Origin of the sequence: Nostoc sp. FACHB-892 (genome assembly GCF_014698795.1) — a bacterium.
Classification (GTDB): Bacteria; Cyanobacteriota; Cyanobacteriia; order Cyanobacteriales; family Nostocaceae; genus Nostoc.
In genome coordinates, this window is sequence record NZ_JACJTR010000027.1 from 1 (window position 1) to 26,110 (window position 26,110).

At 40.4% G+C, this 26,110-nt stretch carries 21 protein-coding genes and 1 rRNA gene; 15 read left to right on the top strand and 7 right to left on the bottom strand.

Translation table 11 applies throughout. The features are described from left to right. Positions 1-9: 9 nt before the first annotated feature. Both rrf and H6G96_RS26940 read left to right on the top strand, forming a co-directional pair. A 5S ribosomal RNA gene (gene rrf / locus H6G96_RS26935) occupies positions 10-127 on the top strand. Positions 128-574: 447 nt separating this feature from the next. After that, positions 575-739, top strand: coding sequence for a CopG family transcriptional regulator (locus H6G96_RS26940; RefSeq protein ID WP_190915239.1), 165 nt, complete (start codon positions 575-577; stop codon positions 737-739). A gap of 677 nt (positions 740-1,416) precedes the next feature. Here H6G96_RS26940 and rpsU read toward each other — a convergent pair. Continuing rightward, positions 1,417-1,608 carry a 30S ribosomal protein S21 gene (gene rpsU, locus H6G96_RS26945; protein WP_190730471.1) on the bottom strand — a complete coding sequence of 64 codons (192 nt, stop codon included), beginning with the start codon at positions 1,606-1,608 and terminating at the stop codon, positions 1,417-1,419. A gap of 120 nt (positions 1,609-1,728) precedes the next feature. Beyond that, positions 1,729-2,043, bottom strand: a complete 315-nt coding sequence (locus tag H6G96_RS26950; protein ID WP_190730472.1) for an RNA-binding protein — start codon at positions 2,041-2,043, stop codon at positions 1,729-1,731. Between the two features lie 297 nt (positions 2,044-2,340). On the opposite strand from H6G96_RS26950, the gene H6G96_RS26955 reads away from it, so the two are divergent. From H6G96_RS26955 to H6G96_RS26970, 4 genes are all read left to right on the top strand, one after another. After that, positions 2,341-3,735, top strand: a complete 1,395-nt coding sequence (locus H6G96_RS26955) for a TldD/PmbA family protein (RefSeq protein WP_190915241.1) — start codon at positions 2,341-2,343, stop codon at positions 3,733-3,735. Between the two features lie 378 nt (positions 3,736-4,113). Continuing rightward, a complete protein-coding gene (locus H6G96_RS26960; RefSeq protein WP_190915243.1) occupies positions 4,114-4,644 on the top strand; it encodes a pentapeptide repeat-containing protein in 531 nt (176 codons plus the stop codon). Between the two features lie 594 nt (positions 4,645-5,238). After that, positions 5,239-6,771 carry a DUF1565 domain-containing protein gene (locus H6G96_RS26965; protein WP_190915245.1) on the top strand — a complete coding sequence of 511 codons (1,533 nt, stop codon included), beginning with the start codon at positions 5,239-5,241 and terminating at the stop codon, positions 6,769-6,771. Between the two features lie 129 nt (positions 6,772-6,900). Beyond that, a complete protein-coding gene (locus tag H6G96_RS26970) occupies positions 6,901-7,707 on the top strand; it encodes a hypothetical protein (protein ID WP_190915247.1) in 807 nt (268 codons plus the stop codon). A gap of 21 nt (positions 7,708-7,728) precedes the next feature. On the opposite strand, the gene H6G96_RS26975 is transcribed toward H6G96_RS26970, so the two are convergent. Then, positions 7,729-9,840 carry a tetratricopeptide repeat protein gene (locus H6G96_RS26975; RefSeq protein ID WP_190915249.1) on the bottom strand — a complete coding sequence of 704 codons (2,112 nt, stop codon included), beginning with the start codon at positions 9,838-9,840 and terminating at the stop codon, positions 7,729-7,731. 456 nt (positions 9,841-10,296) lie between these two features. Between H6G96_RS26975 and H6G96_RS26980 the strand changes: the two genes are divergently transcribed. Further along, the gene (locus H6G96_RS26980) at positions 10,297-10,557 is read left to right on the top strand and encodes a hypothetical protein (RefSeq protein ID WP_190915251.1); all 261 of its coding nucleotides are present in this window, start codon (positions 10,297-10,299) and stop codon (positions 10,555-10,557) included. 99 nt (positions 10,558-10,656) lie between these two features. Here the strand turns inward: H6G96_RS26980 and H6G96_RS26985 are convergent, their stop codons facing one another. Then, positions 10,657-12,444, bottom strand: coding sequence for a DUF262 domain-containing protein (locus tag H6G96_RS26985; protein ID WP_190915252.1), 1,788 nt, complete (start codon positions 12,442-12,444; stop codon positions 10,657-10,659). A gap of 108 nt (positions 12,445-12,552) precedes the next feature. Next, on the bottom strand, positions 12,553-13,515 hold the full coding sequence (locus H6G96_RS26990; RefSeq protein ID WP_190915254.1) for a pyridoxal-phosphate dependent enzyme: 963 nt from the start codon (positions 13,513-13,515) through the stop codon (positions 12,553-12,555). Between the two features lie 216 nt (positions 13,516-13,731). Here H6G96_RS26990 and H6G96_RS26995 point away from each other — a divergent pair, with 216 nt between their 5' ends. The 3 genes from H6G96_RS26995 (at position 13,732) to H6G96_RS27005 (ending at position 17,932) form a co-directional block, all read left to right on the top strand. Further along, positions 13,732-15,462: a diflavin flavoprotein gene (locus H6G96_RS26995; RefSeq protein ID WP_190915256.1), complete on the top strand. Its 1,731-nt coding sequence runs from the start codon at positions 13,732-13,734 to the stop codon at positions 15,460-15,462. 135 nt (positions 15,463-15,597) lie between these two features. Further along, positions 15,598-16,110: a phosphate-starvation-inducible PsiE family protein gene (locus H6G96_RS27000; RefSeq protein ID WP_190915259.1), complete on the top strand. Its 513-nt coding sequence runs from the start codon at positions 15,598-15,600 to the stop codon at positions 16,108-16,110. A gap of 85 nt (positions 16,111-16,195) precedes the next feature. Then, positions 16,196-17,932, top strand: coding sequence for a diflavin flavoprotein (locus tag H6G96_RS27005; RefSeq protein ID WP_190915261.1), 1,737 nt, complete (start codon positions 16,196-16,198; stop codon positions 17,930-17,932). A 415-nt stretch (positions 17,933-18,347) separates the two neighbouring features. On the opposite strand, the gene H6G96_RS27010 is transcribed toward H6G96_RS27005, so the two are convergent. Then, complete coding sequence (locus H6G96_RS27010) at positions 18,348-19,259, bottom strand: pentapeptide repeat-containing protein (RefSeq protein WP_190915263.1); 912 nt, start codon at positions 19,257-19,259, stop codon at positions 18,348-18,350. Between the two features lie 156 nt (positions 19,260-19,415). On the opposite strand from H6G96_RS27010, the gene H6G96_RS27015 reads away from it, so the two are divergent. The 5 genes from H6G96_RS27015 to purU all read left to right on the top strand — a co-directional run bounded on the left by H6G96_RS27015 (position 19,416) and on the right by purU (position 24,640). Then, positions 19,416-20,420, top strand: coding sequence for an ABC transporter ATP-binding protein (locus tag H6G96_RS27015; RefSeq protein WP_190915265.1), 1,005 nt, complete (start codon positions 19,416-19,418; stop codon positions 20,418-20,420). Further along, complete coding sequence (locus H6G96_RS27020; protein ID WP_190915267.1) at positions 20,421-21,233, top strand: ABC transporter permease; 813 nt, start codon at positions 20,421-20,423, stop codon at positions 21,231-21,233. A gap of 214 nt (positions 21,234-21,447) precedes the next feature. Continuing rightward, positions 21,448-23,058, top strand: a complete 1,611-nt coding sequence (locus H6G96_RS27025) for a Gldg family protein (protein ID WP_190915269.1) — start codon at positions 21,448-21,450, stop codon at positions 23,056-23,058. Between the two features lie 77 nt (positions 23,059-23,135). Then, positions 23,136-23,759, top strand: coding sequence for a DUF4340 domain-containing protein (locus H6G96_RS27030; protein ID WP_190915271.1), 624 nt, complete (start codon positions 23,136-23,138; stop codon positions 23,757-23,759). A 26-nt stretch (positions 23,760-23,785) separates the two neighbouring features. Next, positions 23,786-24,640: a formyltetrahydrofolate deformylase gene (gene purU / locus H6G96_RS27035; protein WP_190915273.1), complete on the top strand. Its 855-nt coding sequence runs from the start codon at positions 23,786-23,788 to the stop codon at positions 24,638-24,640. Between the two features lie 203 nt (positions 24,641-24,843). Here the strand turns inward: purU and H6G96_RS27040 are convergent, their stop codons facing one another. Then, complete coding sequence (locus H6G96_RS27040) at positions 24,844-25,509, bottom strand: class I SAM-dependent methyltransferase (RefSeq protein ID WP_190915275.1); 666 nt, start codon at positions 25,507-25,509, stop codon at positions 24,844-24,846. Between the last annotated feature and the right edge of the window lie 601 nt (positions 25,510-26,110).

A 26,110-nucleotide genomic window follows, 5' to 3' on the forward strand; every position in this document is an offset into this window, starting at 1 on the left:
ACAAGTTTTCCTGGTGTCTATTGCGCGGTGGAACCACACTGAACCCTTCCCGAACTCAGAGGTGAAACGCTGCTGCGGCCACGATAGTTTAGGGGTAGCCCTACGCAAAAATAGCTCGATGCCAGGTCTATATATAGAATAAAAGCCTTCTCCTAAATGAGAAGGCTTTTGTTTTTAAAAGATATCTAGGCAGGTGTGAAAAATTTGCAGTAATAGATAACGCCAAATTGTACATACCCTGCTAGATATTGCAGAAAAGTAGGGAATGTCATTTGATGTGATTAAATATGCTGTTGATATATTATTGGCATATGTTTTAGTGACTTGGTGAGAATACTTATTGTGTTTATTTACTTTAATATTTCTTTTACATTTTATTGTTAATTATTGCCCTAAAAGTAGCTAAACTTCATATTTGAGAATATAACCTATATTTTCACTATTGCTTAGAAAAACATAATATATTGCTTCATGATTACTTAATTTAAATGTCATTACTTATACCATTGTAGTAGCAGCTTAAAAGACTGATATTAGAGAAGTAGTTTAAAAATATAGCTGGTTTGTCTACTACATGAATAAAAAATGGGCTGCTAAACGACTTACAATCAATCTCACATCAGGTGAGGCACAAAAGCTTGAACAATACTGTTCAATGACGGGGAGACCAGCAACGGATGTGATTCGGGAGTTAATTCGCTCTCTTTCTACTCAAGAGGAAAAAGTGTCTCAAACCTAGTAAATCATACTCAACAAAAAACAAAATCATGATAAGCACATCTCAATTCCTGAGTAAAATATAGTGTTTCACAGTTATCAGTGATTTTCCTGTAAACAGGTGCTATATGGTAGCAACTAAACACAATCCAGATGTGATTCTGTTCATTTAGTCCACAATATGGATGGCTTTGAGCTAATAGTAGTTCACCTACAAGCATCTGCTAATCTGTTCTATTTTTATCGTCTTTAGTGCCAGCGTATTCTAGGAAAATCACTAACGGAGTTCAGAGGCAGGGGCAACAGCATTCCTGCCCAAACTCCTTTAGATCGACGAATTATTCAATAATCTACGATCGCTCTTGAGAGTGGATGTATGCTCAATCAATCTCTATTTCAGCAGTCCGTCCAATTTGGGTTTTCCATGCTAATTTCTACCCTTCTCCGTTAGGAGAAGGGTTACAAGTCGAATATTAACCGTCCAAAGTAGCGATCGCCACTCTGGAAGTAACCATAAAAAGTTTTATGTCAGTTGGGGGGCACAACATTATTTACATTGTCCATCCCATAGATCAGTAATGGCTTTGTCAGAACCTACCCTTTTGATTTACATACAGCAGTGTAGCGATCGCCTTTTTGATAGCTAAAAATCTAATGAGAGAGTGCGTAAGCGTAGGTTACCGTAGATATTACTTCTTTTCAATCGCGACGGAAATTTCTTTTACGTTGTTTGTGCCTTGCGACTTCTTTGCGCTTGTGTTTTTCCAAAGGTGTTTCAAAGTGACGATGCTTTCTCATGTCTGGAAAAATACCTGCTTTAGAAACTTCCCTTTTAAAGCGACGTAAGGCTGATTCAATCCCTTCATTTTCGCCCACAAATACTTGGGTCATTTTCATCTCCTATTTAATTGGTACTGGGCAATTTCAAGCCATCCAGTAGACCGGAGAGCAAAAAGGGCAGATAATGATTCTGCCCTTAAGACGTTAGAACTTAATTTTTAATCTTAAAGCTTAGTAGCGTCCTCGAGAGTATCCACCACCACCGCCGCCGCGACGGTCACCACCAAAGGAACCACCTCTATCTTCCTTGGGTTTAGCCTTGTTAACTTTGAGATCACGTCCCATCCACTCAGCACCATCAAGAGCTTCAATGGCAGCTGTTTCTTCAGCTTCTGTACCCATCTCTACGAAAGCAAAACCGCGTGGACGGCCTGTTTCACGGTCAGTAGGTAACTGAACACGTTTTACAGAACCATGTTCGGCAAAAACAGAGGTGAGGTCTTCTTGTGTGACCTCGTAGGATAGATTACCTACATAAATTGACATGCGTTATCTCCAAAATCATAGGTGTGTAGAGATTTAGATTTCGGAGACAAGCTTGTTAAGACCAAAAGGAAAAAGCCTGTCAATACTAAAAACAAACGCTGTAACCGAATTTTATTCTCACTTAATTACCTTAGCACATCATTAACTTATTAACCCATCGTAAAAGTTAGTGATCGCCTTACAGACTTCTCAAACATACTCTAGGTGATGAATTCATAGGCAGTTGCGATATTGAGTAGCAGATATTCCCCAAATAATTGCAAAATAAATGCAGTTCGTCATTGTTACTACCTGGAAATGCCGAGTACACTTGCTGAGGCACAAAATTTAATTTCTGACCTGATCGCCCGCTACTCGAAGCGTGTAGATTATCTAATGATTCGCCTTGAAGAAGCAGAAGGAACTGATATCTTGTTGCGTGGTGACAAGGTAGAAACCCTTAGTGAAGGCATCTCCATTGGTGGACATATTCGCGCCTGTTATAAAGGTGGATGGGGTTTGAGCTGCTTTAACCAACTAGCGACAATTAAGGATCGGATAGAAGAAGCGATCGCTGCTGCGCGGATGGTTGGTGATGAAGAAACTTTACTTGCACCCATTGACCCGGTGCAAGCAGTATGCATTCTACCCCTAAAAGGCACCGATCCCCGAAAAATCCCACTCTCGAAGAAAAAACAATTGTGCGATCGCTATACTGAATTGCTCAAAAGCGTTGATCGCCGGATTACTACTACTTCGGTGCGTTACGGTGACAGCGCCCAAAAAGTGATCATTGCTACCTCAGAAGGCACTTTGATCGAGCAATCTTGGGTGGATATGGAAATGCGCTTTGCGGCTACCGCCAAAAATGGCGAAACCGTACAAACTGGACGGGAAACTACTGGCTCTCGCAAAGCTTACGAAGATTTAACTGATTTAGATGAACAGGTCAAAAGTGCAGCTCAAAGAGCGATCGCAGCTTTATCTCTGCCATCGGTGAAAGGCAACACTTATACCGTAGTCATTGATCCAATTCTAACGGGTTTGTTTGTCCACGAAGCTTTTGGACATCTTTCTGAGGCCGATATGGCTTACGAAAACCCCGATTTGTTAGAAGTTATGACCATTGGGCGGCGGTTTGGCCCAGAAGAACTCCAAATTTTGGATGGTGCTGCTCCAGAGGGACATCGCGGAAGCTATTTTTACGATGATGAAGGCACGCCTGCTACTACTACTCAATTAATTAAAGATGGAGTTTTAGTTGGACGTTTACATTCTCGTGAAACTGCTGGCAAATTGGAGGAAGCGCCTACAGGTAACGCTCGCTGCCTCAACTATCACTTTACTCCCATTGTGCGGATGACAAATACCTGGATTGAACGGGGTAAAACACCAGTCAAAGATTTATTCACTGATATTAAAGAAGGAGTGTATGCCCGCAATTGGTTAGGTGGGATGACGAATGGAGAAATGTTCACCTTTAGTGCTGGGGAAGCGTGGATGATTAGAAACGGCAAAATTGCTGAACCTGTAAGGGATGTAACGCTTTCGGGAAATGTATTCCAAACATTAGCGGATATTGAGGCAATTGGTGATGATTTTTACTGGGATGAGTCAGGCGGTTGTGGAAAAGGAGGGCAAAATGGTTTGTCAGTAGGTTGTGGTGGTCCTAGTCTACGAATTCGAGATGTAGTGGTTGGTGGAGAAACGTAAACACCCGCCGCGATACCCAAAATATTGGGTATCGCGGCAATTAATCAAAAAAATCAATTTGCCAGCCAGAAAGTGAAGAATACGAATTGGTTTTGCCATAACCTCTGCCAGATGAACACCACAATTGAGTATAGCGATCGCATTGCATTATTGCTTAAATTTTTAAATCCCTAAACATCCCTCCTAAGTATGAAAATAAATCACAACTCTAGATAGTAGCGCTGGTAGTTAAGGATGGCTAATCTAGACAAAGGTGATTCGATATTCACTCCGGTTTGATTCACTACAGCAATCCTCCGTGGCGCGTGCTGGGGATTTACTGCCTGTCTGAGTAAGCTCAATAGCCTCAATTAAACGTTCCTTAACACAGCGACAGATATGAAAGCAGATCAACTCCTGAAAAACTATGCCGCAGGTGTCAGAGACTTTACTGGTGTCAACTTGAGCGAGGTAAACTTAAGGCAAGCCGATCTCAGTGGCGTAATTTTAGATAGAGCAATTTTAGATGGAGCTAATCTGAGTCACGCTAATTTAGCCCAAGCCAGTTTGATTGAAGCAGACTTAAATGGAGCAGATTTGAGCAATGCTAACCTCGGTGGTAGCAACTTAAGCGGAGCTATCTTGGATGGAGCTATCTTGGATGGAGCTATCTTGGATGGAGCTAATTTGAGTCAGGCTGATTTGACGGTTGCTAAACTGATTGAAACTAACTTGACTGAAGCAGATTTGCAGGAAGCTAGTTTGATAGGAGCGAATCTAGATGGAGCCGATTTGAGTGGTGCAGACTTAACTGTAGCCGACTTATCCCAAGCAAACCTCACCCAAGCAGATTTAAACCAGACAAATTTGAGCGGAGCAAATTTGTCTGGAGCTAATATAGAAGGAACAATTCTGGATGAGAATGGGTAACATTTCCCGCCGCTAAATGAAGTATCGACTTTGACATCCTCCCCGCTGTAAACGGTCGGGGATTCCTAAACTTTACAATTTAGGTTTCTGTTTTTTCCCCTTACGGGTATTTCGCAACAGCCCTTGAGGTGATTCCCTTTCAGGTTTTATGTTCGCTCCACAGACTGACACGGCTTGCCCTGTCGCCAAAATATTCTTACTGGCATTTATATCTCTATCGTGATGTGTGGGCTGTGTGGCTAAGACAGCGCCCTGAAAAAGATATTTGGATTGCTCTGAAAACTTAGAACTTCAAACTTAGAGCTTGGAACGCCGAGATCAAAATATATAACTTGTGTGTACAGATTATCCGTTTACAAGAAAAAGTAATGTGGATATATTTTCTATAGACAAGGATACTACTTTGAAAAAGTTTGCTACAAGTAGTGTTAGAAAATTTTGGCGCTTCATGATACATTCAGTATTTGTTTTTGCTGATGCAAAAAAACAATACTGGATGCAATCCTCACCCCCCCGCTCACAATCCCCACCTTATGAGTACATTGAAGGTGGGGACTTCCGCGACACGTAAAAAAAATTGACTCTCAACTATCAATGGTGAACTCTACCCTCGTCGTCACACTCTATGTCAACCCTATGACAGGGAATGATACCAATACTGGTTCACGGTTGAGTCCGTTTAAAACGCTCACCCGTGCTTTAAAAGTAACCAGAATACTTACGAGAATTCATCTTGAATCGGGGACTTACAGCGCTGCTAATGGTGAGGTGTTCCCACTGATCGTCCCTGAAAGAGCGACAGTAGTGGGTAACGAAGCGAACAAAGGTATAGAGATTGTAATTTCCGGGAGTGGCGAGTATCAAAGCCCCAGCTTTGGTATGCAAAATATCACGCTTCTCTTACTAAATAATGCCAGTCTTTTCGGTGTAACTGTCACGAATAACTCAGTCAAAGGTACTGGTATCTGGATTGAATCGGCTGCACCTACTTTAGCTAACAATACTTTGAAGGACTGTGGGCGGGAAGGTGTATTTACCGCCGGCACTGCCAAATCAGTAATTTTAGATAACATCTTTGTGCAAAATACTGCTAGTGGGTTAGTAATGGCAGGTCATAGCCAGGGAGAAGTACTGCGGAATCTATTTGAAAGAAACCCTTTAGGCATAGTAATTAGTGACTTTGCCGCCCCTGCGATCGCAAATAACAAATTATCAGAAAATCGTACCGCGATCGCACTTTCTCGCAACGCCCAACCTGTACTGCGTCAAAATCTGATTGCTAAAAATACCCAAGGTGGTCTATTAGTCAATGGCAATGCGATCCCTGACTTAGGTAATATCGAAGATCCCGCCGATAATATTTTTCGTGATAATAATGAATTTGATTTATATAATGCCACTACACAAAAGCTAGTTTCCGTAGGTAATCAATTAAATCCTGCTTTAGTCAAAGGTTTAGTCGAATTGATCCCAAGCAATGAAGTAGCGGTTAACACCAATTCCTGTGATGATCTAACAAAATCCCCACCGCAAAAACTCCCTACGTCTCTTCAACTAGATGGACATTGGGCAGAACCATTTATTCAGGCATTAGTGAGGATGGATTTAACTCATACTTTTGCCGATGGTAGCTACCAGCCAGATAAACCTATGACTCGCGCCCAGTATGCAACTCTGGTAACGATCGCTTTTAACCCATTTCCTAAAATCCCAGCACCTGATTTTACCGATGTACCTAAAGATTTTTGGGCTTATAGCGCTATCCAAATCGCGGCTAGTGGTGGCTTTGTTGGCGGATTTAGCGATCGTACTTTTCGCCCTGACCAAAATGTGCAACGACTACAGGTGATTGTCTCCCTAGTAAACGGGCTGGGACTACCAGCTGTTGAGAGCGATATTTTAGAAGTATATAGCGATCGCCATACCATTCCCGATTATGCCCGAAAAGCTGTTGCCACTGCCACACAAGGAGGAATAGTTGCCAACTATCCAGATCCCCAACTACTTGCACCTTCACGTCCGGCAACACGCGCCGAAGTTGCAGCAATGGTTTATCAGGCATTAGTCGCCATTGGGCGAACATCTGCGATTAAATCAGCCTATGTGGGGTTGCATTCCAGGAGTTGATAAGTAAAATAGGAAACACTGCCTATTGGCTTACTAACTCATGGAAAAAAACCATGTAGTTAAAAGCACGCTAGGCTAATATGCGATGGGTGACAAATCTTAGACCTATTGCCTAAAGCTAATAGTTCCATGTTAACAACACTTCCAGACACCTCTGCCAACTTAGCGATCGCCTTATTAATTAACTATAGTTTCGATCTCAGTGGCTATAGTGCCAATGAGCTAGTTGAGCGTTGGCAAACGCAATACCCGCTTAATTGGCTACACCTGGCAGTGATTGAGGCACTATATCAAGGTCGCTATAAAGCTGTTTCCGTGCAGCAAATTTTAGTATTTTGGCAGCGCCGGGATCAGGCTACATATCATTTCAACATGGAATTTGAACGGATGATTTGTAGCAAGTTTCCCCAAAGTTTAACCTCATCACCTGCTCCAGCCTTACCGCTAGCCAAGAAAAACCCTATTGTAGAGAAAGTTACGAGTCCTGAATTACCACCTGCTAAGATTCGTAACGGCTATCAAAAAAACAACACTGCAACTCTACAACTGAAAAGTTACGAACAAAAAACATCTTTAGGTGAAGAAGGTAAGGAGGAAGCTAGGGACAATAAAACTGTCCTGAAGTCTCCCCTTTCTGGAAAATTTTCTTCTTCAGCAACGCTTCAGTTATCGTCTGCTGTCAGCCAAAGGCAAGCTTCACAAGAAATACCGCCTTCACCATTACCAATTCCTCATCAACGAAAGCCAAAACTGCTCCCACCTGCTGCTATTCATGCCCCAATCGGGCAGTTTACTCCAGAAAAAAGCGGTAGCTCTGAGTCTTTTACATCTAAACTCAAAGCGATGTCTGGCGAAAGGAATACGCCAGTTGGGGGGAGTGGGGGGAAGAGGGGAAGGGGAGAAGAGCAGCAGGGGGAGCAAGAGTGGAATAACTAATGCCCAATGCCTTTTAGATTTTTACTCTGCAACTAACTGCTTAAAACGCTCATCATCGGCAATATCATCAAAATCTAGGTCAGTTGCTGCGTCTTCTTTATACCTGGGATTAAGTTCAATTGCTTGTTGTAGAGTTAGCAGAGATAGTTCAACTTGTCTTTGCAGTGCGTAACAAGCTGCTTTGTTGTAATAGGCACTAGCATAATCTGACTTAATTTCTAACGCTTGGTTAAAACTAGCGATCGCTTCATCATCGCGTCCCAATCTCACCAAAGTATAACCGCGTTTATCCCAGATTTTGGGAGAGTTGGGTTGGAATTCCAAGGCTTTATCAAAAGAAGCTATTGCCTCTTCGTACTGTTCCAATGTTACTAAAGAAAGACCGCGATTCAACCAAGCAATTGCATCATCAGGTTTGATTTGTGTAGCTTTGTCAAATGAGGCAAAGGCTTGCTGATGCTGTTGTAAGTTCCCAAAAGCAACGCCGCGATCGCACCAAGCTTGATGATAATCTGGTTGAATCTCAATAGCTCTATCATAGGAAGCAATCGCATCTTTGTAACGTTTTAACCTTCCGAGAGTTAGACCTCGTTTTAACCAAGCCACAGGTTCATCAGGTTTAATTTTAAGCGCTTGGTTGTAAACTGCGATCGCATCTTCATAGCGCTTTTGGGAAAATAGCTCATCTCCCTGTTTCACATACTCATCAGCTGTAAATTGTGGTTGTTGTGGCTGTTGCTGTATTTCTTCCTCAACTTCAGACTTCACAACCTCTGGAATGGATGCAGCTGTCATTTCAAGTTCAACTTCAGAATTTACCGCCTCTAGAATAGATTCAGGTGTAATTTCAGTTAGTTCTTGAAGGATGAGGTCCTTTCTTTCTTGGGCATCTAATTGTAACTCAGAGAGTTGAGAAACAAACTCAGTTTCTAATCTTTCTAACTTCTCCAAAATAAGGATCTTTTGGTGCTGAACATTCCATTGTAAATCTGAGAATTGCGAAGTAAACTCAGAACCAGATTTTTCTAAATTCTCAATGATTAACTCTTTACGTTTTTGAGCATCTACTTGTAATTCCGATAGTTGTTCAGCAAAATCTGACTGTAATGCGGCTAAACTTTCAACAGTTTTGTTTTTTTGCTCTTGAGCATCTACCTGTAATTTAGATAATTGAGATTTAAATTCTTTATCTAATATTCCAAAGTTCTCAAATGCAATCTCTTTTTCTTTTTGAGTATCTCTCTGGAATTCAGATACTTTTTCAGCAAATTCTAACTGCAATTTTGTTAGATTTTCAATAACTATATCCTTCTGGCTTTGAGCATCAGACTGCCATTCAGAAATTTGAGATGTGAACTCAGACTTTGATACTTCTAAATCAGTAACAGCTAGTTCTTGCTGTTGTTGCACACCTAAGCTTAACTTAGAAAGTTCCTCCGCCATCACAAATGCTAATTTTCCTAAATTTTCTAGTGCTATATCTTTCTGTTGTTGAGCATCAAACTCTAACTTAGATAGCCCAGAAGCAAATTTTGACTCTAAATTTTCTATATTTTCTTGAGATTTTTTGAGTTCAGTTTCTAATCTACTTAATACCTGTGCTTTAGCTATAGCTAGCTCAGAAGTAAGTATGGATACATTTTCTTCTTGTTTATTTTTAATTTTTTCTTGTAAAGCAGTCTTTTCCTGCTCTAATTCATGATTAATTTTTTTAGCTTCTTGAATAACATTTTCGGCCTCTTGCTTAACAGTAATTAACTGATTTTGTAAATTTTCCATTCCGAGTATTTGTTGCATTGCTCTATCAACAATTTCACGGATTACCGCCCGTCGCAGAAGCCAAAATAAAGCAATGATTGCGACTGGAAATAGACTTAATATAACTAGCCAGATATTGATTAGAATAGTTGTACGGTTAAAAGCCCTCCTTAAATCAGATTGAACTTGCTTTTCGGCTCGTAATCGCGTCAATTCTTCCCGTTCCTGATTCGATAAGACTGGAGTAGGAGTTATTGCTGGGGGGGCTAATGGTGCAGATTGTCCGGTGGCAATAGTAGCAGGTAGCACTAAAGGGAAAAAGACAATAGTGCTTTTTACAATTAAAGCGAAAATAGCTTGATTTTTGCTCTTCATAACAACCATCTAAGTCTGTTGGTCAGTTTTTGAAGCGGCGTGCCTCTTTCCAATCTATAACAGAATTAAGTAGTTAAATGTTGTAGAGGCAGTGAAAAATGCTTAATAATCCTTAACTAATGCGTTCCCTCGCCTCTTAGTGTACGTAAAACTTCAGTGGTAGGTGTAGTCAAGTTTTTAACATTCTTTTTGTGAGGTAATATTATAACATTGATAAGTTGTAGCTACTGCCAAAGACTGCCCAAACCAAACGGCAGAAATAAAATTTATCAATCTGTAGATGATTGAAGGCAGGAGCATCGACGCTTTCTTAAACCATTCACCAAATTAGGTTCGGACTTTGTTCCTACTGATGACAGTATGCAAAGTGCAGGTTTGCTTACTTAGCACTAACATTAAATTATCTGGGGTAAGCAGATTACTTGTTGTAAAATTTACTTAACAAAGGCGGTAAAAATGGGTCGCATAAATCCTTATACACTGCAATTGCAGATTACCCGAATGTTTGAGCAAGGGCAATCATTTTTTGCCACAACCAAGGTACAGGAATGGTTGAAAGAACGCAAATACAATCCAGAAGATTATGACATTCTTTTCCATAAAAAACCCGCGCCTCCTGGTTCCAAAGAAGTGATGGTAGTGGAAATTGAATTACGCCGCAAAGATGGGCAACCTGTAGATCCTTGGTTGCAAGAACAAGCAAATCTCCATGCCTAATTTTAAGAACTAGCAATTTCAATTTTAATTCATATTATCGTAACAGAATTATCAAAAAAGAGCGTTACCAATTGTGGAACGCTCTTTGTTATCTTTTATTTAGGGATATATATTATCTGTGCGATCGCCCATATCAAAAACATTAAATTCAATTCCTTCTAACTTTAGCCTCAAAGCCTCTAATAAGAGGTTTATCCTTTCTTCAATAAACATTGTTAGGGCGTTTTCAGGAAGTGCATCGGCTCTTGACCATTCAAGAATAATCGTCGGTATAAGATGAGAGCGTATCACTGTTTCTAAATCAGGCTCGTCATATTCTTTGAGATAATCTAATGGATTTCTATCGCTAATTTTCAGATTAGTTATTTGAGACAGATAGGCAATATTCATCAAGCTGTCACATTCTATTTGGCTAGCAATGCCACTTTGCTTAATAAAGTTAACCGGAAATATATGATGCAAGTTAGGCTTATCTGTTAGCAAATAATAAACATCAGACAAAATATCTCTATGAGGTTTTGCCCAATCTTGCGGCTTATGGTTTGCATAAAGTGATAGTATTGCTCTGGATAAGCGACCTCTATAACTGTAGAAAGATTTTCTTATCGAATTTTTATCAATATCAAATTTATTGAATGAGTAAGTACTATTAGCCTTTTGTTGATTAACAAAGTATATATGTTCCCAGAGGTGAGTAGTATTTGTTAGTAAATCTACATTGTGGAAACTATAATACCAAAAATATTTATTTAAAAAACTATAATCTGGTTTATCATTCCGATAAAAGTATGCTGTAATAGTCAGGTATAAATATCGATAAGGGATTAATCTTCCACCCTTAATATGCAAAATATTATCAAAGAAATCAAAAGTTTTAGCAACGGCTATTTTAAAATTAGACCATACAGCTTCAATATGTTCTGTTTTTAGCTTATTAAGATACATATCAGTAATATTTTGTATCCCAGCTTCGGGAAATTCAAGTTTTACTACTACAGCTAGCATCTGGAGCAATGTCCAATTATCAATATTGGCGTATTGGCTACTGAAAATACTTTTTTTAAATTGATCAAATAATTCACGAAGATAGAAACTAGAGATATTATTTGTCTTATTTTCAGAACGAAAAGTCTTAGCAACTACAATATCAAAGATATCCAAGGGTTTGCCAGCTTGATTAATCCGCTCAAAAATTTGGCATACTTCCGCAACTTCAATACCTCTCAACTCAATGAAAGAAATTTTATAACTATATAAGACTTCTCTAATCCTTCTAAATTGTTGCATATATGGATTTTCAAAGTCACCGTATCCATTTTTATGAAGACTTCTTTCTATTTCCCCAGGATTTTTAATAATATCTATTAAACTGACAATTAGTTTATCTTGATAACGGTTTTTTCTCCCAGTATTTGCTGTAAGCTTGCCATCTCTATCATCGATTTCGTCCCAAAACAAAAACCTTTTTGCATAGCTTGTGTCATCAGTCGCATCAGTAAGTTTAATAGTCAAGTCTATATATAGTATTGGATCAAAGTTTTCGTTATTAGCAATTTTACCCTTACCCCCATGTATTGATGTTAATAGAGAAGTTGTTCTTTGTTGTCCATCTAAAATGTATTGGTATTCATTAGAGTAAAAGTTATCAGCAAATTTTATACCACCTATTTCTCTATGACTTTCTAGCTTTGTATTAGTTTTCCAAATTAGAATACTTCCTAAAGGATAAAACTTATAAATACTATCCCAAAGTTTTTTTACATTCTCTTTCTCCCAGACAACATCTCTTTGGAAAGTTGGAATTTGATACTTGTTTGATAAAAGATTTTCCAAATAGAGAGCAATACTCTGATCATCCGCCTTAATACGTTCAGTAGATGTAAACATTGAATTAACCTTATCTAAGTTTTAGTAAATATCAAGATTGGTGTCTGAATTTTACTGATTTTAGTAAAATTCCATACAAGGCTAACTGATATTTAATTAAGTGGCAACTCAGATTTTAGAAAATCTCTGCAACCTTCCTTCCATGCCAACGTTGCCCTGCAAGCCGCCTGTGTGTAATAGCAACAAGCGATCGCCTTTACTAAAAAATCCCTGTTTTAGTAAATCCATCACTCCGTAAAACATTTTGGCCGTATATACGTAATCAAGGGGTACGTCATGTTCCTCCTTGAACTGCTGGCTGAAAAATAGCAACTCGTTGTTCACCTTTGCATAGCCGCCGAAGTGGTAATCACATACCAATTCCCAGGAAGCGGGAGAACTATATGGTGTGGGCAAACTAGAGGCGAGGTAATTTGTCAATAAACTTTCGATATCTTGTGCAAGAAATGCCCCATTTTTTAGAACGGGAAAAGCAATCGCTCTTTGTCCTTCATGCAACGAAAGCGCAATCCCAGCTAATGTGGTAGCTGTACCGCAGGCTACGCATATATGATCAAATGCGTAGGCGTAGCCAGCCGTAGGCATCGCATCAGCAATTATCTCTGTGCAGCCGCGCACACCATTTAAATTACTCCCGCCTTCGGGAATGATAAACACTTGACCAAATTGTTGTTGCAGATATTCCTCTAACGCTGCTGTGTTGCGCTGTCGATACATCTCCCGGTTCAGGTAAACAAGCTGCATACCCTGTTGTACAGCAAAACTCAGCGTAGGATTCAACGGTAGCCTCTCCTCGCCACGAATTACGCCGATGGTACGAAAACCGAAAAGATTACCAGCCGCCGCAGTTGCATAGATGTGATTGGAATAAGCACCGCCAAAAGTAAGCAGCGTCGTGAAATTTTTCTCCTTGGCCTCCAGAAGATTGTATTTCAGCTTGAACCACTTGTTGCCGTTAACCGACGGATGCATGAGATCCAGGCGCAGCACATACATATCAACACCAGTGTGGCGGGCAATTTCGCTAGTGATTTGTTGTATGGGAGGGGGAAAAATATTAACGACATGCATAAACATTTTAACTTAGTATTTATATTTTCTCACATTGATTATTGAAGATAAAAGTAATGATAAACATTGAGTAGTTCAATGGTAAGTCAATCAAAATGAGGAATAAATCTTTCTGATGATTAGCTTTAGAAATTGGCATTTTACTAATTGAGTATTTCAGGTAAATATAAGGAACATAACACTCGCTCCAGATAATATTCTTTTTGGAGAAAAGAAATGGTTGCACTCACACAGCTTACTCAAGTTATTCCCAATCCAGGACGTTTGACAATTCAAACCGTTGAAATTGCTCCTCAAACGACAGCTATTCGTTGTCTCGACTGGGATAGAGAACGTTTTGATATCGAGTTTGGTTTACGGAATGGTACAACCTATAATTCTTTCTTAATTCAGGGAGAAAAAGTTGCTTTAGTTGACACCTCTCACCGCAAGTTTGAGGAATTATATCTTGAGGTAGTGGCGGGATTAATTGATCCGGCTAAAATATATTACTTAATTATCAGCCACACAGAACCAGACCACAGTGGCTTAGTGAAAGATATTTTGCAATTAGCTCCCTCTATTACTGTAGTTGGTGCAAAGGTAGCTATTCAATTTTTAGAAAATATGGTTCACCAGCCTTTTAAATCAATGCAGGTGAAAAGTGGAGAGCGATTAGATTTAGGTAACGGACACGAATTAGAATTTATCTCTGCGCCTAATTTACACTGGCCTGACACAATCTTGACTTATGACCACAAAACTTGCACTCTCTACACTTGCGATGTGTTTGGGATGCACTACTGTGATGACCACACCTATGATGAAAATATTACTTCAATAGAGGAAGATTTTCACTATTACTATGATTGTCTCATGGGGCCCAATGCCCGGTCTGTCTTGGCAGCTTTAAAGCGGATTGAAAAGTTAGATATAAAAATAGTTGCCACGGGACATGGCCCTTTATTACAACACTATATCTCCGAATGGCTTGGACGCTATCAATACTGGAGTTTAGAACAAGCAAAAACAGAGACATTAGTGGCTCTATTTTATGTTGAAGATTACGGGCATAGTGAGCATTTAGTCCGTTCCATAGCACATGGATGTGCGAAAACAGAGGTGGCAGTAGAATTAGTAGACCTCAATAATACCGAGCCTCAAGAAGTTCGAGAATTAGTTGCACAAGCTTCTGGTTTAGTAATTGCAATGCCACCCCAATCTTCGGTGATGGCTCAAGCTGCTTTAAGTACAATTTTGGCTGCTGTTCACAAGAAACAGGCAATTGGCTTATTAGAGTCGGGAGGGGGAGAAGATGAACCTGTTTATCCTTTACGTAATAAGTTTCAAGAACTAGGATTAACTGAAGCTTTTTCTCCTATCTTAGTTAAAGAAATTCCTACCCAAGCAACGGAACAGCTTTGTGATGAAGCGGGGACAGATATGGGCCAATGGTTGACCCGCGATCGCACCATAAAACAAATCAAATCTATCAATAGCGAGCTAGAAAAAGCTTTAGGTCGGATTAGCACAGGACTGTATATTATCACCGCCAAAAAAGGAGAAGTTCAGAGTGCAATGTTTGCTTCTTGGGTGACACAAGCCAGTCTTGAGCCTTTAGGAGTAGCGATCGCAGTATCCAAAGATCGGGCAATTGAATCCTTGATGCACGTTGGCGATCGCTTTGTTTTAAACGTTTTAGAAGAAGGCAAATATCAAGGATTAATGAAACATTTCCTGAAACGTTTTGCTCCTGGTGCAGACCGCTTTGCTGGAGTGAAAACATATCCAGCGAAAAATGAATCGCCCGTTTTAGCTGAAGCTTTAGCTTACATGGAATGTGAAATTACTAGCCGCATGGATTGTGGAGATCATTGGGTAATTTATAGCACAGTCCAAACTGGAAGAGTTGCCAAGTTAGATGCACTTACCGCCGCCCATCACCGCAAAATTGGCAATCATTATTAATTAGTCATTAGTCATTAGTCATTGGGCATTGGGCATTGGGCATTGGGCATGGTTATTCTCCTTGTCTCCCTCATCTTCCCAATTCCTAACTCCTAACTTCCCACTCCTCACTCCTATCCCCCACTCCCCACAACTATGTATAAATCTGTTGAGAATACCCCGATTACAATGTATGAAATCAATCGGGGGCGAGTTGTGCGAACCTTGGAATTTATTCAAGATGTGATTGTGATTTGTTTGTGTATCGGTTTATTTAGCTTCATGGTGCTTCAGGTGAGAGATATGTTTCTCTCCTTACTTCCACCTCTAGATTTCCATGCTGTTACTGCCGATATTCTCTTTTTACTTATCTTAGTTGAGCTATTCCGATTGTTAATTATTTACCTACAGGAACATCGAGTATCTATTGGGGTAGCTGTTGAAGTTTCCATCGTTTCCGCCTTGCGAGAAGTCATTGTTAAAGGTGTTCTAGAAACAAGTTGGAGTCAAGTATTAGCAACTTGTGCCTTTTTATTAGTGCTAGGAGTACTACTATTTCTCCGAGTTTGGCTACCCCCTACTTTTGAAGGTATCGATCCAGAACAAGAAGTTTCTAAACGCTATAGAAACCGAGTTAAGTCTGAATTAACACAAACCAATGGTCATTAAAAATAGGGAGTAGGGAATGGGGAGTAAAATCTTCTGCCATGTCCAATGCCCAATGCCCAATTCCCCATTATTAACAGAGGTTATTATGTCAACTGCCACATTAACGCCCAACCATAGCAGAGATGTACAAGTTGCTGAAATTGGTAAAAATACTCTGATTCTACGATCGCGGACTTGGGACAGATTAAAATTTGAGGTGGAGTATTCCCGGCAACGGGGAACTACAGCGAATTCTTATCTGATTCAAGCTGATAAAAAGGCTTTAATTGACCCTCCTGGCGAATCTTTTACCGAAATTTACCTTCAGCAACTTGCACAACATTTAAACTTCACCACGCTAGATTACATTGTTCTCGGTCATGTCAACCCAAACCGCAGCGCAACTCTGCAAGTATTGCTCTCTCAGGTTCCTCAAGCCACTATAATTTGTTCTCGCCCCGCCGCCAATGCTCTCAAAACCGCCTTTCCCGAATTGGAGTCACGTATTCAAGCGGTGCGATCTGGGGATACTTTAGATGTAGGACAAGGACATCATCTATCATTTGTCACCGTACCAACTCCCCGTTGGGCCGATGGACTTTGTACCTATGATTCTGCAACAAAAATTCTCTACACAGATAAACTTTTTGGCGCTCATATTTGCGAAGATACTTTGTTTGATGAAGATTGGAAGGGGTTAGATGCGGAACGTCGTTATTATTTTGAATGTCTCCATGCTCCCCAAGCTAAACAAGTTGAAGCAGCATTAGATAAATTGTCAGTTTTGGGAGCCAGATGTTTTGCCCCAGCACACGGGCCTGTTGTTCGTTACAGCCTCAGCCGTTTTACTTATGATTACCGTCAATGGTGCCAAGGACAAAAATCTCAAGAGTTGAGCGTTGCCTTGCTTTATGCTTCTGCTTATGGAAATACAGCAATTATGGCGAATGCGATCGCTCAAGGTTTGATCCAAAATGGAGTTAATGTAGAATCAATCAACTGTGAACTAGCCGATTCTGCCGAGATTAACCGCATTGTAGAAGCTTGCGATGGTTTGATTATCGGTTCACCCACTTTAGGCGGTCATGCACCTACTCAAATTCAAACTGCTTTAGGAATAGTCCTCTCGGTGGCGGCTAAAACTAAGTTAGCCGGGGTGTTTGGTTCCTACGGTTGGAGTGGCGAGGCAATAGATTTAATCGAAAGCAAGCTCAAAGATGCTAATTATCAACTAGGGTTTGAAACAATTCGGGTGCGTTTCAGTCCTACTCCTGAGATTCTTCAGCAGTGTCAAGAAGCAGGTGCTTTGTTTGCCCAAAACTTGAAGAAAACTAAAAAACTGCGTTCTTCCCGCCAGATTGTGACAGAAACCCATGTAGATCGTACCGAACAAGCTGTGGGGCGGATCATTGGTTCTCTGTGTGTTGTGACAACTTGTGATGAAGAAACTCACAAAGGGGTTTTAACTTCTTGGGTATCGCAGGCAACTTTTAACCCGCCAGGAATTATGATTGCGATCGCTAACGAGCAGAATGCGGATTTAATGCATCATCCTGGTGATAAATTTGTGCTGAATATCCTCAAAGAAGGAAGAAATGTCCGACGCTATTTTTCTCGTCACAGCACTTTAGGCGATAACCCCTTTGCGAATCTTGACACAAAAACTGCTCTTAATGGTTGTTTGATTTTGAATGAGGCATTAGCCTATTTAGAATGTACGGTGCAAAATCAGCTTGAATGTGGCGATCGATGGTTAATTTATGCCGTCATCGATCACGGTGAAGTGTTGGAAAATGAAGGTGTCACTGCTTTGGAGTATCGGAAATCTGGCAGCTACTATTAAGCTGACTTTTTACGGTCTTTGAAAAACCTCTCTCTAAATCTGTCTCCTAAAAGGCTACGGTGTACACACAAGTGCTTTCGTTGAGAACACGAGAGCTTTCGTTCAGAACATGAGGGCTTTCGTTCAGAACACGAAGGCTTTCGTTCAGAACACGAGGGCTTTCGTTCAGAACACGAAGGCTTTCGTTCAGAACACGAAGGCTTTCGTTCAGAACACGAAGGCTTTCGTTCAGAACACAAGTCTTTTTTGAGCTTTTGAGGGAATGAAACAGCCCTGCCCTTCTTAAGGGGGATTTAGGGGTATCTAAAACTTTTGATACCGACAATAGGACTTTTCAAACATCCTCTTAAAAAAGGGGGCTAAGAGTCTATTGCATTACTTGACTATTTTAATGGATTATCCAAAATTTAGCTGATTAATTTTGAAAACATCCTTTCTTAATTTTACTAAAAATAAAAGGTCTCTCAAAATATTCTCCTAACCTAGCCTTGCAAGCAGGTAGCCCTAATTTGGCACGAAATTCTTCGTCATATACTGCTTCTTGCCAATTTTCTGCCGATTTAATCTGCTCGATCGTCAGATTTTTAGCATGACGAAAATCTGCTCTATCTACATTACTTTGAGTCAAGTCAACATCACGGAGATTAGCACCTCTTAAATCTACTCCATTTAATTTTGCGACATTTAATCTAACACCACTTAAATTTATATCTCTTAAATCTAAGAAGGTTAATTCACTATAAGTTAAATTAGCATTTTGCAAGTTTGCTGATTGAAGATTGACATCATGAAAACTGACATAAGATAAATTAGCATTATTTAGATTTGCTTCCGCTAAGTCTACATCTGCAAGGTAGATACTTTTTAAGTTAGCACTACTTAAATTCGCAGCACGGAGATTACTATCAGAAATAAATAAACCAGAGAGATTCGTATTAGATAAGTTAGCAAATTGTAAGTTAACATTATCTAACGAAACTTGATAGTTTGCATTACAACTAAAATCAATATCACCGATTTCTGAAAATCCCGATTCTCCATGATCTTCAGATATCACAGTCCATCGCATCTCTGCTTGGCGTAGATCAGCACCTTGTAAATTTGCACCATCTAATTTAGCATCTGTCAGTTCAGCTTCTCTTAAATCTGCTCCAGCTAAATCAGCATTTTTTAAATCTGCACCGCCTAAATCACACTTAGGACATTTTTTAGTTGTCAGCAACTGGTTTATGTGATTGAGATTTGCACTTCTTTTAGCCTCACAATCTGTACAACCAGAAAGAAAACTAATTAATAGAACTGATGCAATTAGTTTTTTTAATTTCATATAGATATTCAATTATGAATTATCAATTATTTTTATACAAAGAGATTTTTCAGGAACTTTACCCATTATCGGCGAATCTTAGTGCCAGTCCCCCATACCCAATATCGTGATCTAAGATTGTTGGGTATTCTATAAATTGCGATCGCCACTATACCGATGATCGAAGTTGAGCATCTAAGTAAAATATACGGCTCTACCCCAGCAATTACCGATGTCACTTTTAGTGTCGAACCTGGGGAGATTTTAGGGTTGCTGGGCCCCAATGGCGCTGGTAAAACTACAACCATGCGGATTCTAGCCGGTTATTTACCGGCAACCAATGGAAATGCCCGGATTGCTGGTTATGATGTCCATGAAAATTCCCTGGCTGTACGCCAACGAATTGGTTATTTACCGGAAACACCGCCGTTATATCCAGACATGACGGTGGAGGGATTTTTGCATTTTGTAGCGCGAATTAAGGGAGTATCAGCAGGCGATCGCCCCAACAAGGTAACAGCCGCTATCGAACGCTGCAACTTAGAAGACAAGCGGCGGGTGATTATTCGCAAACTCTCTAAAGGATATCGCCAAAGGGTAGGAATTGCTCAAGCGATCGTCCACGATCCACCAGCGATCATTTTAGATGAACCCACCGTTGGACTCGATCCCCGACAAATAATTGAGGTGCGGAATTTAATCAAAAGCCTCGCTGGTACTCACACAATTATTCTTTCCACGCACATTTTGCCAGAAGTCAGCATGACTTGTAGCCGCGTCGCCATCATCAATCGCGGTAAAGTTGTGGCAACTAATACACCAGAAAACTTGATGACTCAGTTGACAGGTGGCTCCGGGTATGAGTTGGAAATAGAAGGAGAAGCTGCCCTAGCGAAACAAGTATTGCAAAATGTCGCGGGTGTGAGTTTGATAGAATCAATTCCGACAACTGGAGGCCATCAACCCCAGGAAAACCGCGCTTATTTGCGGGTGATATCGCAACCGGGAAAAGAACCAGGAAAGGATATTGTTGCAACATTAGTGCGTGCAGGCTTTGGTTTACATGAACTGCGGCGAGTAAACGCTACCTTAGAAGATGTATTCTTGCAACTAACCACAGAAGAAAAGAAATTCGAGACTGAGGTAGACTTAGCAGCAGACAAAGAAGGAGAAGCAGCATAAATGGGTGTAGTGCTGAGTAATATTATTGCCATTTATCGCCGAGAGTTGCAGAGTTATTTTGTATCGCCTTTAGCTTATGCGATCGCAGGCATATTTTGGCTCATCGCTGGGTTATTCTTCGTGATGATTTTGCTAGGGCCAGATGGCATTTTGCTAGGAGTCGCGGCAATAGATGCACAAGGGCAACAACTAGGAGTGCCAACACCGCCGATAGATGTGCCCTACGAATTTGTCCGAGCATTTTTAGATCGCATGGGCTGGCTATTGTTATTTATCCTGCCAATTCTCTCGATGGGACTCTATGCCGAAGAACGTAAGCGGGGCACTTTGGAACTATTAGCCACCTCACCAATCACCAATTGGGCGGTAGCTGTAGGTAAGTTATTAGGCGTGCTAACATTTTTTACTACGATGGTTGTACCCATGCTAGTGTTAGAAGCGATCGCCATCAGTGGATCAAATCCACCAATGGCGTTCTCAATTCCCTTGTTGGGTCATTTTGGATTAATCTTGCTAGCAGCAGCAATTTTATCTGTAGGAATGTTTATTTCTTCTTTAACAGACAGCACAATTCTGTCTGCCGTCTTCACCTTTGCAGTAATTTTATTATTGTTATTGATTGATTTAATCGCCAAAATTGTCCCTGGACCCGTGGGCGAAGCATTAGGTCATCTGTCGTTACTGAAACATTACAACACTTTAATTCAAGGGATTTTTGATACCAGCGCCTTAATTTTATTCGCCAGTTACATTTTTTTGGGCATTTTTCTCACTGCTCAATCAATTGATGCACTGCGCTTTCAAAGGCAATAGTCTTATGAGTTATGAGTTACAAGTTAGGAGTGAGGAGTTAAAAGTCATTAGGACTTAAGCAAAGTAAAGTAATGAAAAAACTAACTGAAAGCGACGCATCCGCACAGCGTCTTGTAGAGAAGAGAACAAAGGAATAATACTTTCAGAGAGTCTATAACTTATAATTCCTAACTCCTAACTCCTAACTGCTCACTCCTCACTTCAGTCTAATAATATGAAGATAGTTGCAAAAAATAAACTGTGGAAATATCTGTTTTGGTTGGGCCCATTCCTTATTGCTGTCGGCTTAACAATTGGGTTAGTCTCTGAACAGTGGGGACTAATTACATTAGCATTTTTGATTACAGGAATTGTGATCTGTGGGTTGGGGATAATATGGCAAAGCTACCAGACTAGTTGGTGGAAACGTCGTTCTACACAAGCTGGGACTAATGCCTTAGTGGCAACTCTCGCAGTGTTGGCAATTTTAGGATTGATTAACTTTTTAGGAACTCGTTATCACTTGCGGGCAGACTTAACAGAAAGTCAATTGTTTACTCTTGCGCCCCAGTCGCGGGAACTGGTGAGGGCTTTGCCACAGCCACTTAAAGTGTGGGTGTTTGATATTAACCAAAATCCCCAAGACCGAGAACTGCTTGAAAATTATCAGAGACAAAGCTCAAAATTTCAATTTGAGTACATCGACCCGCAAGCTAGACCAGGACTTGCAGAAAAGTTTGGTGTCAAAGATTACGGAGAAGTTTACCTAGAATCTGGCGATAAACGGCAATTAGTGCAAACAGTAAATCAAAATGAGCGCTTGTCAGAAATCAGATTAACTAGTCGCCTGCAACAACTAACAAGTTCAACCACAGCCAAAGCTTATTTAATTCAAGGTCATGGCGAACGTCAACTTTCTGCTGGTAAAGGTGCAATATCACAAGCGGTTCAGGGATTAGGCGACAAAAATTTCACAACGTCACCGTTAAATTTAGGAGAAACTTCTAAAGTTCCTCAAGATGCTGCTGTAGTGATAGTGGCTGGCCCCAAGCGAGGGCTGTTTGAAGGCGAAGTCAAAGCTTTGCAAGACTATCTTAATCGCGGTGGTAATTTACTGCTGATGATTGATCATAATACCGATCCCAAAGTTGACAGCTTGCTACAAGACTGGGGTGTTCGTCTAGATAATCGTTTAGCAGTCGATATCTCTAGCGAAAGCGTGGTAGGACTTGGCCCTGCTGCACCCTTAGTCACAGAATATGGAGAACATCCGATTACCAAAGATTTCGGTAACGGTAATTCTTTTTATCCGATTGCGCGACCACTGGAAATTACCTCTGTGCCTGGTGTTGAGGCTACTCCTTTGCTACTAACTAAACCCTACCCCAACAGTTGGGCAGAAAGCGACCTCCAAAGCGAAAAATTGGAGTTTAATGAGGGTAAAGACCTCAAAGGGCCTCTAACCTTGGGCGTTGCCTTAACAAGAAAACAAGCAGCTAAATCTGCTTCCACTCCCCCTGCTCCCCCTACCTCCCCTGCCCCGACTCCTTCCCCCATTCCCTCATCTCAAACAGCCACCGAATCCCGGTTAGTGGTTTTAGGAAATTCCGATTTCGCCACCGATGGTTTGTTTCAACAGCAATTAAATGGAGATGTATTCCTCAACTCAGTTACTTGGCTGAGTCAACAGGATCAGCAACCCCTTTCCATTCGCCCTAAAGAACCAAAAAACCGACGGATAACCCTGACAACCACACAAGGCAATCTTCTAATATTGTCATCTCTGTTGCTTTTACCTTTAATTGGGTTTGCGATCGCAGTTATTATCTGGTGGAAACGACGGTAAGAAGTAAGTTAGGAGTTAGGAGTTATAAATACTAACTCTTCACCGATGACAAATGACAAATGACAAATGACTAAAAAATGAAATTGCCGAGAACAACTTTAATTTTGATACTGCTAACGCTGGGTTTAGGCAGTTTTGTTTATTTCTATGAAATTCGGGGTGCGACTGTACGAGAAGAAGTAAAGGAGCAAAAGCAGCAAATATTCTCTTTTGCAGAAGATGATGTGCAGTCTTTAACAGTTAAAACAAAAAAGCTTACTCTAAATCTGGAACGTAGCCCTGAATCTAGTAACCCTAAGTGGGTAATCAGATCTCCGATATCAGGCCCAGCCAATGATGCTATTGTTTTTTATTTGATGGATTTGTTGGTCAAGGGTAATAGCGATCAAACCTTATCAACTCCAGTAAAAGAGCTTGGAGAATTTGCTCTAGATCAACCCCAAGCAACTATTAACATCACCCTAAAAAACCGACAAAGCCATCAGTTGATTTTAGGTAAATCTAACTTTAATGGTCGTTTCTTATATGCTCAAGCTGACCCTGCCACAAAACCTGATAGAAATATAAACGTGCTGTTGGTATCTACAGATTTTGCAAATGCCGTGAATCGGGAACTATCAGAGTGGAAACAACCTGTAGATAATAGCCAGAAACTTCCTCCACTCACCATTCCTAAACCGACTCCGACAAACAGCAAATAATTAATTCAAAATCTGGCGATATTATTATGACAAATCCGACAGCAACATTGCTGATTTCTTGCCCCGATCAACGGGGATTGGTAGCGAAATTTGCCAATTTCATCTATTCTAATGGTGGTAATATTATCCATGCAGATCAGCATACAGATTTTGCTGCTGGGTTATTCCTTACGCGCATTGAATGGCAGTTAGATGGGTTCAATTTGCCGCGAGAGTTTATTGCTCCTGCATTTAATGCGATCGCCCAACCTTTAGGCGCTAAGTGGGAAATACGTTTTTCTGATACAGTACCGCGCATTGCTATTTGGGTAAGTCGGCAAGACCATTGTCTATTTGACTTAATTTGGCGACAACGCGCTAAAGAATTTATTGCTGAAATTCCTTTAATTATTAGTAACCATTCTAATTTAAAGGTAGTTGCAGAGCAATTTAATATTGACTTCCAGCATATTTCCATCAATAAAGATAATAAAGCAGAACAAGAAACCCAACAATTAGAATTATTACGCAAGTACAAAATAGATTTAGTTGTATTGGCTAAATATATGCAGATTGTTAGTGCAGATTTTATTAGTCAATTTCCGCAAATTATTAATATACATCATTCATTTTTACCAGCTTTTATCGGAGCAAATCCCTATCATCGAGCTTTTGAACGTGGTGTGAAAATTATTGGTGCAACTGCTCATTATGCCACTGCTGATTTAGATGCAGGCCCAATTATTGAACAGGATGTGGTGCGAGTTAGTCACCGTGATGAAGTTGATGATTTGGTGAGAAAAGGCAAAGATTTGGAGAGAGTTGTATTAGCAAGAGCAGTGCGATCGCACTTGCAAAATCGTGTATTAGTCTATGGTAATAGGACAGTGGTATTTGAGTAATCTGCTAAAGTCGCAAAATACGTAGGTAAGGGCAGGCATTGCCGTGCCCCTACAGCATGGTCTATTTACGTAGTTTACCGCCGTAGGCATCGCAGGATAATTAAGAAAAGCCTGAAAACTTCCTCAAGCTCACTAATTCACATCACAATGCATTTGTAAAGTGCCTAAGCCGTAATTTAGAAGTAATTAGGAATCAAACTATACTAATATCGCTTGATAGCTAAAGTTAGTCCATCGGCGATGGGGACAAGAGAGAGAGTAACCCGTTCGTCATGATGTAACTTCTCGTTGAGTGCCCGAATTGATTGGGTGCTTTCATCTTGATTTTGCGGATCAGCAACTTGTCCTGACCATAAAACATTATCAATGGCAATCAATCCACCTGGACGAATTAATTTCAGCGATCGCTCATAATATCCATCATAATTTTCTTTATCAGCATCAATAAAAGCAAAATCAAATGTCTCTGTTTGCCCAGTTGCCAACAGTTGATCTAAAGTTTCCAAAGCTGGTGCCAATCGCAGATCGATTTTATCGGCAACCCCAGCTTCTTGCCAATACCGCCGGGCGATCGCAGTGAATTCTTCACTCACATCAGCAGCGATAATCTTGCCATCATCAGGAAGCGCTAAGGCAACCGAGAGTGAGCTATAACCAGTAAATACACCAACTTCCAAGGTTTTCTTGGCTCCAATCAGCTGTACCAGCAGTCTCATAAACTGCCCTTGTTCTGGTGAAATCTGCATTGTGCCACTGGGATGGCTGGCGGTTTCTTGGCGCAATTTCAAAAGAATCTCCGGTTCTCGTAGCGAAACGGACAAAAGGTAATTATAGAGTTGGTTATCAAGACCTATAGACTGTTTTGGCATGGTAGATGACAGACTTGGAAGAATCTACAGTTATACTATCGCCAAATACTAGTACCGCAAGGCGGAAGTCAAAAGTATTATGGAATAATCTGTTTAGGGTTTTTTAAAGGAAATTTAAAAACCTGCCAAAATGGCAACCAGACTCTGATTAACCAAGTTAAATTGTACAAAGATAAACGACTTCAAGGGTTTTGTTATCAGGGGCTACCATCTAAGAAAATTCCTCTTGTAAAACACCATATACTAAGTGATTTACAAAAATAACTATTTTTAGTAATTATTAGTAGAGGATTTTTCTAGGCAAATAAATATTAATAATTAGGTTTAGCATTTGCTGCGACAGGAATATTAAATGCGTATGGGCGTTGTTGAAATACGCATTAGCCCCCAAATAATGGGCAACGTCTGTATACATTCCTGTTCACTTCAGTAGCAAATGGCAGAGTGGGAGTTTGAAAGCTGACTGATATGCTTCCTCCCACTCTCTTTTTATAAAAAGGCATCGGAAAAACCCACTCTTTTTAAAGATAGATGAGAAACGCCCCGATGCGGTTGACAGTTAAATGTCAACATTCTTTCGTTCTTTTAAGGGTGGGATGGA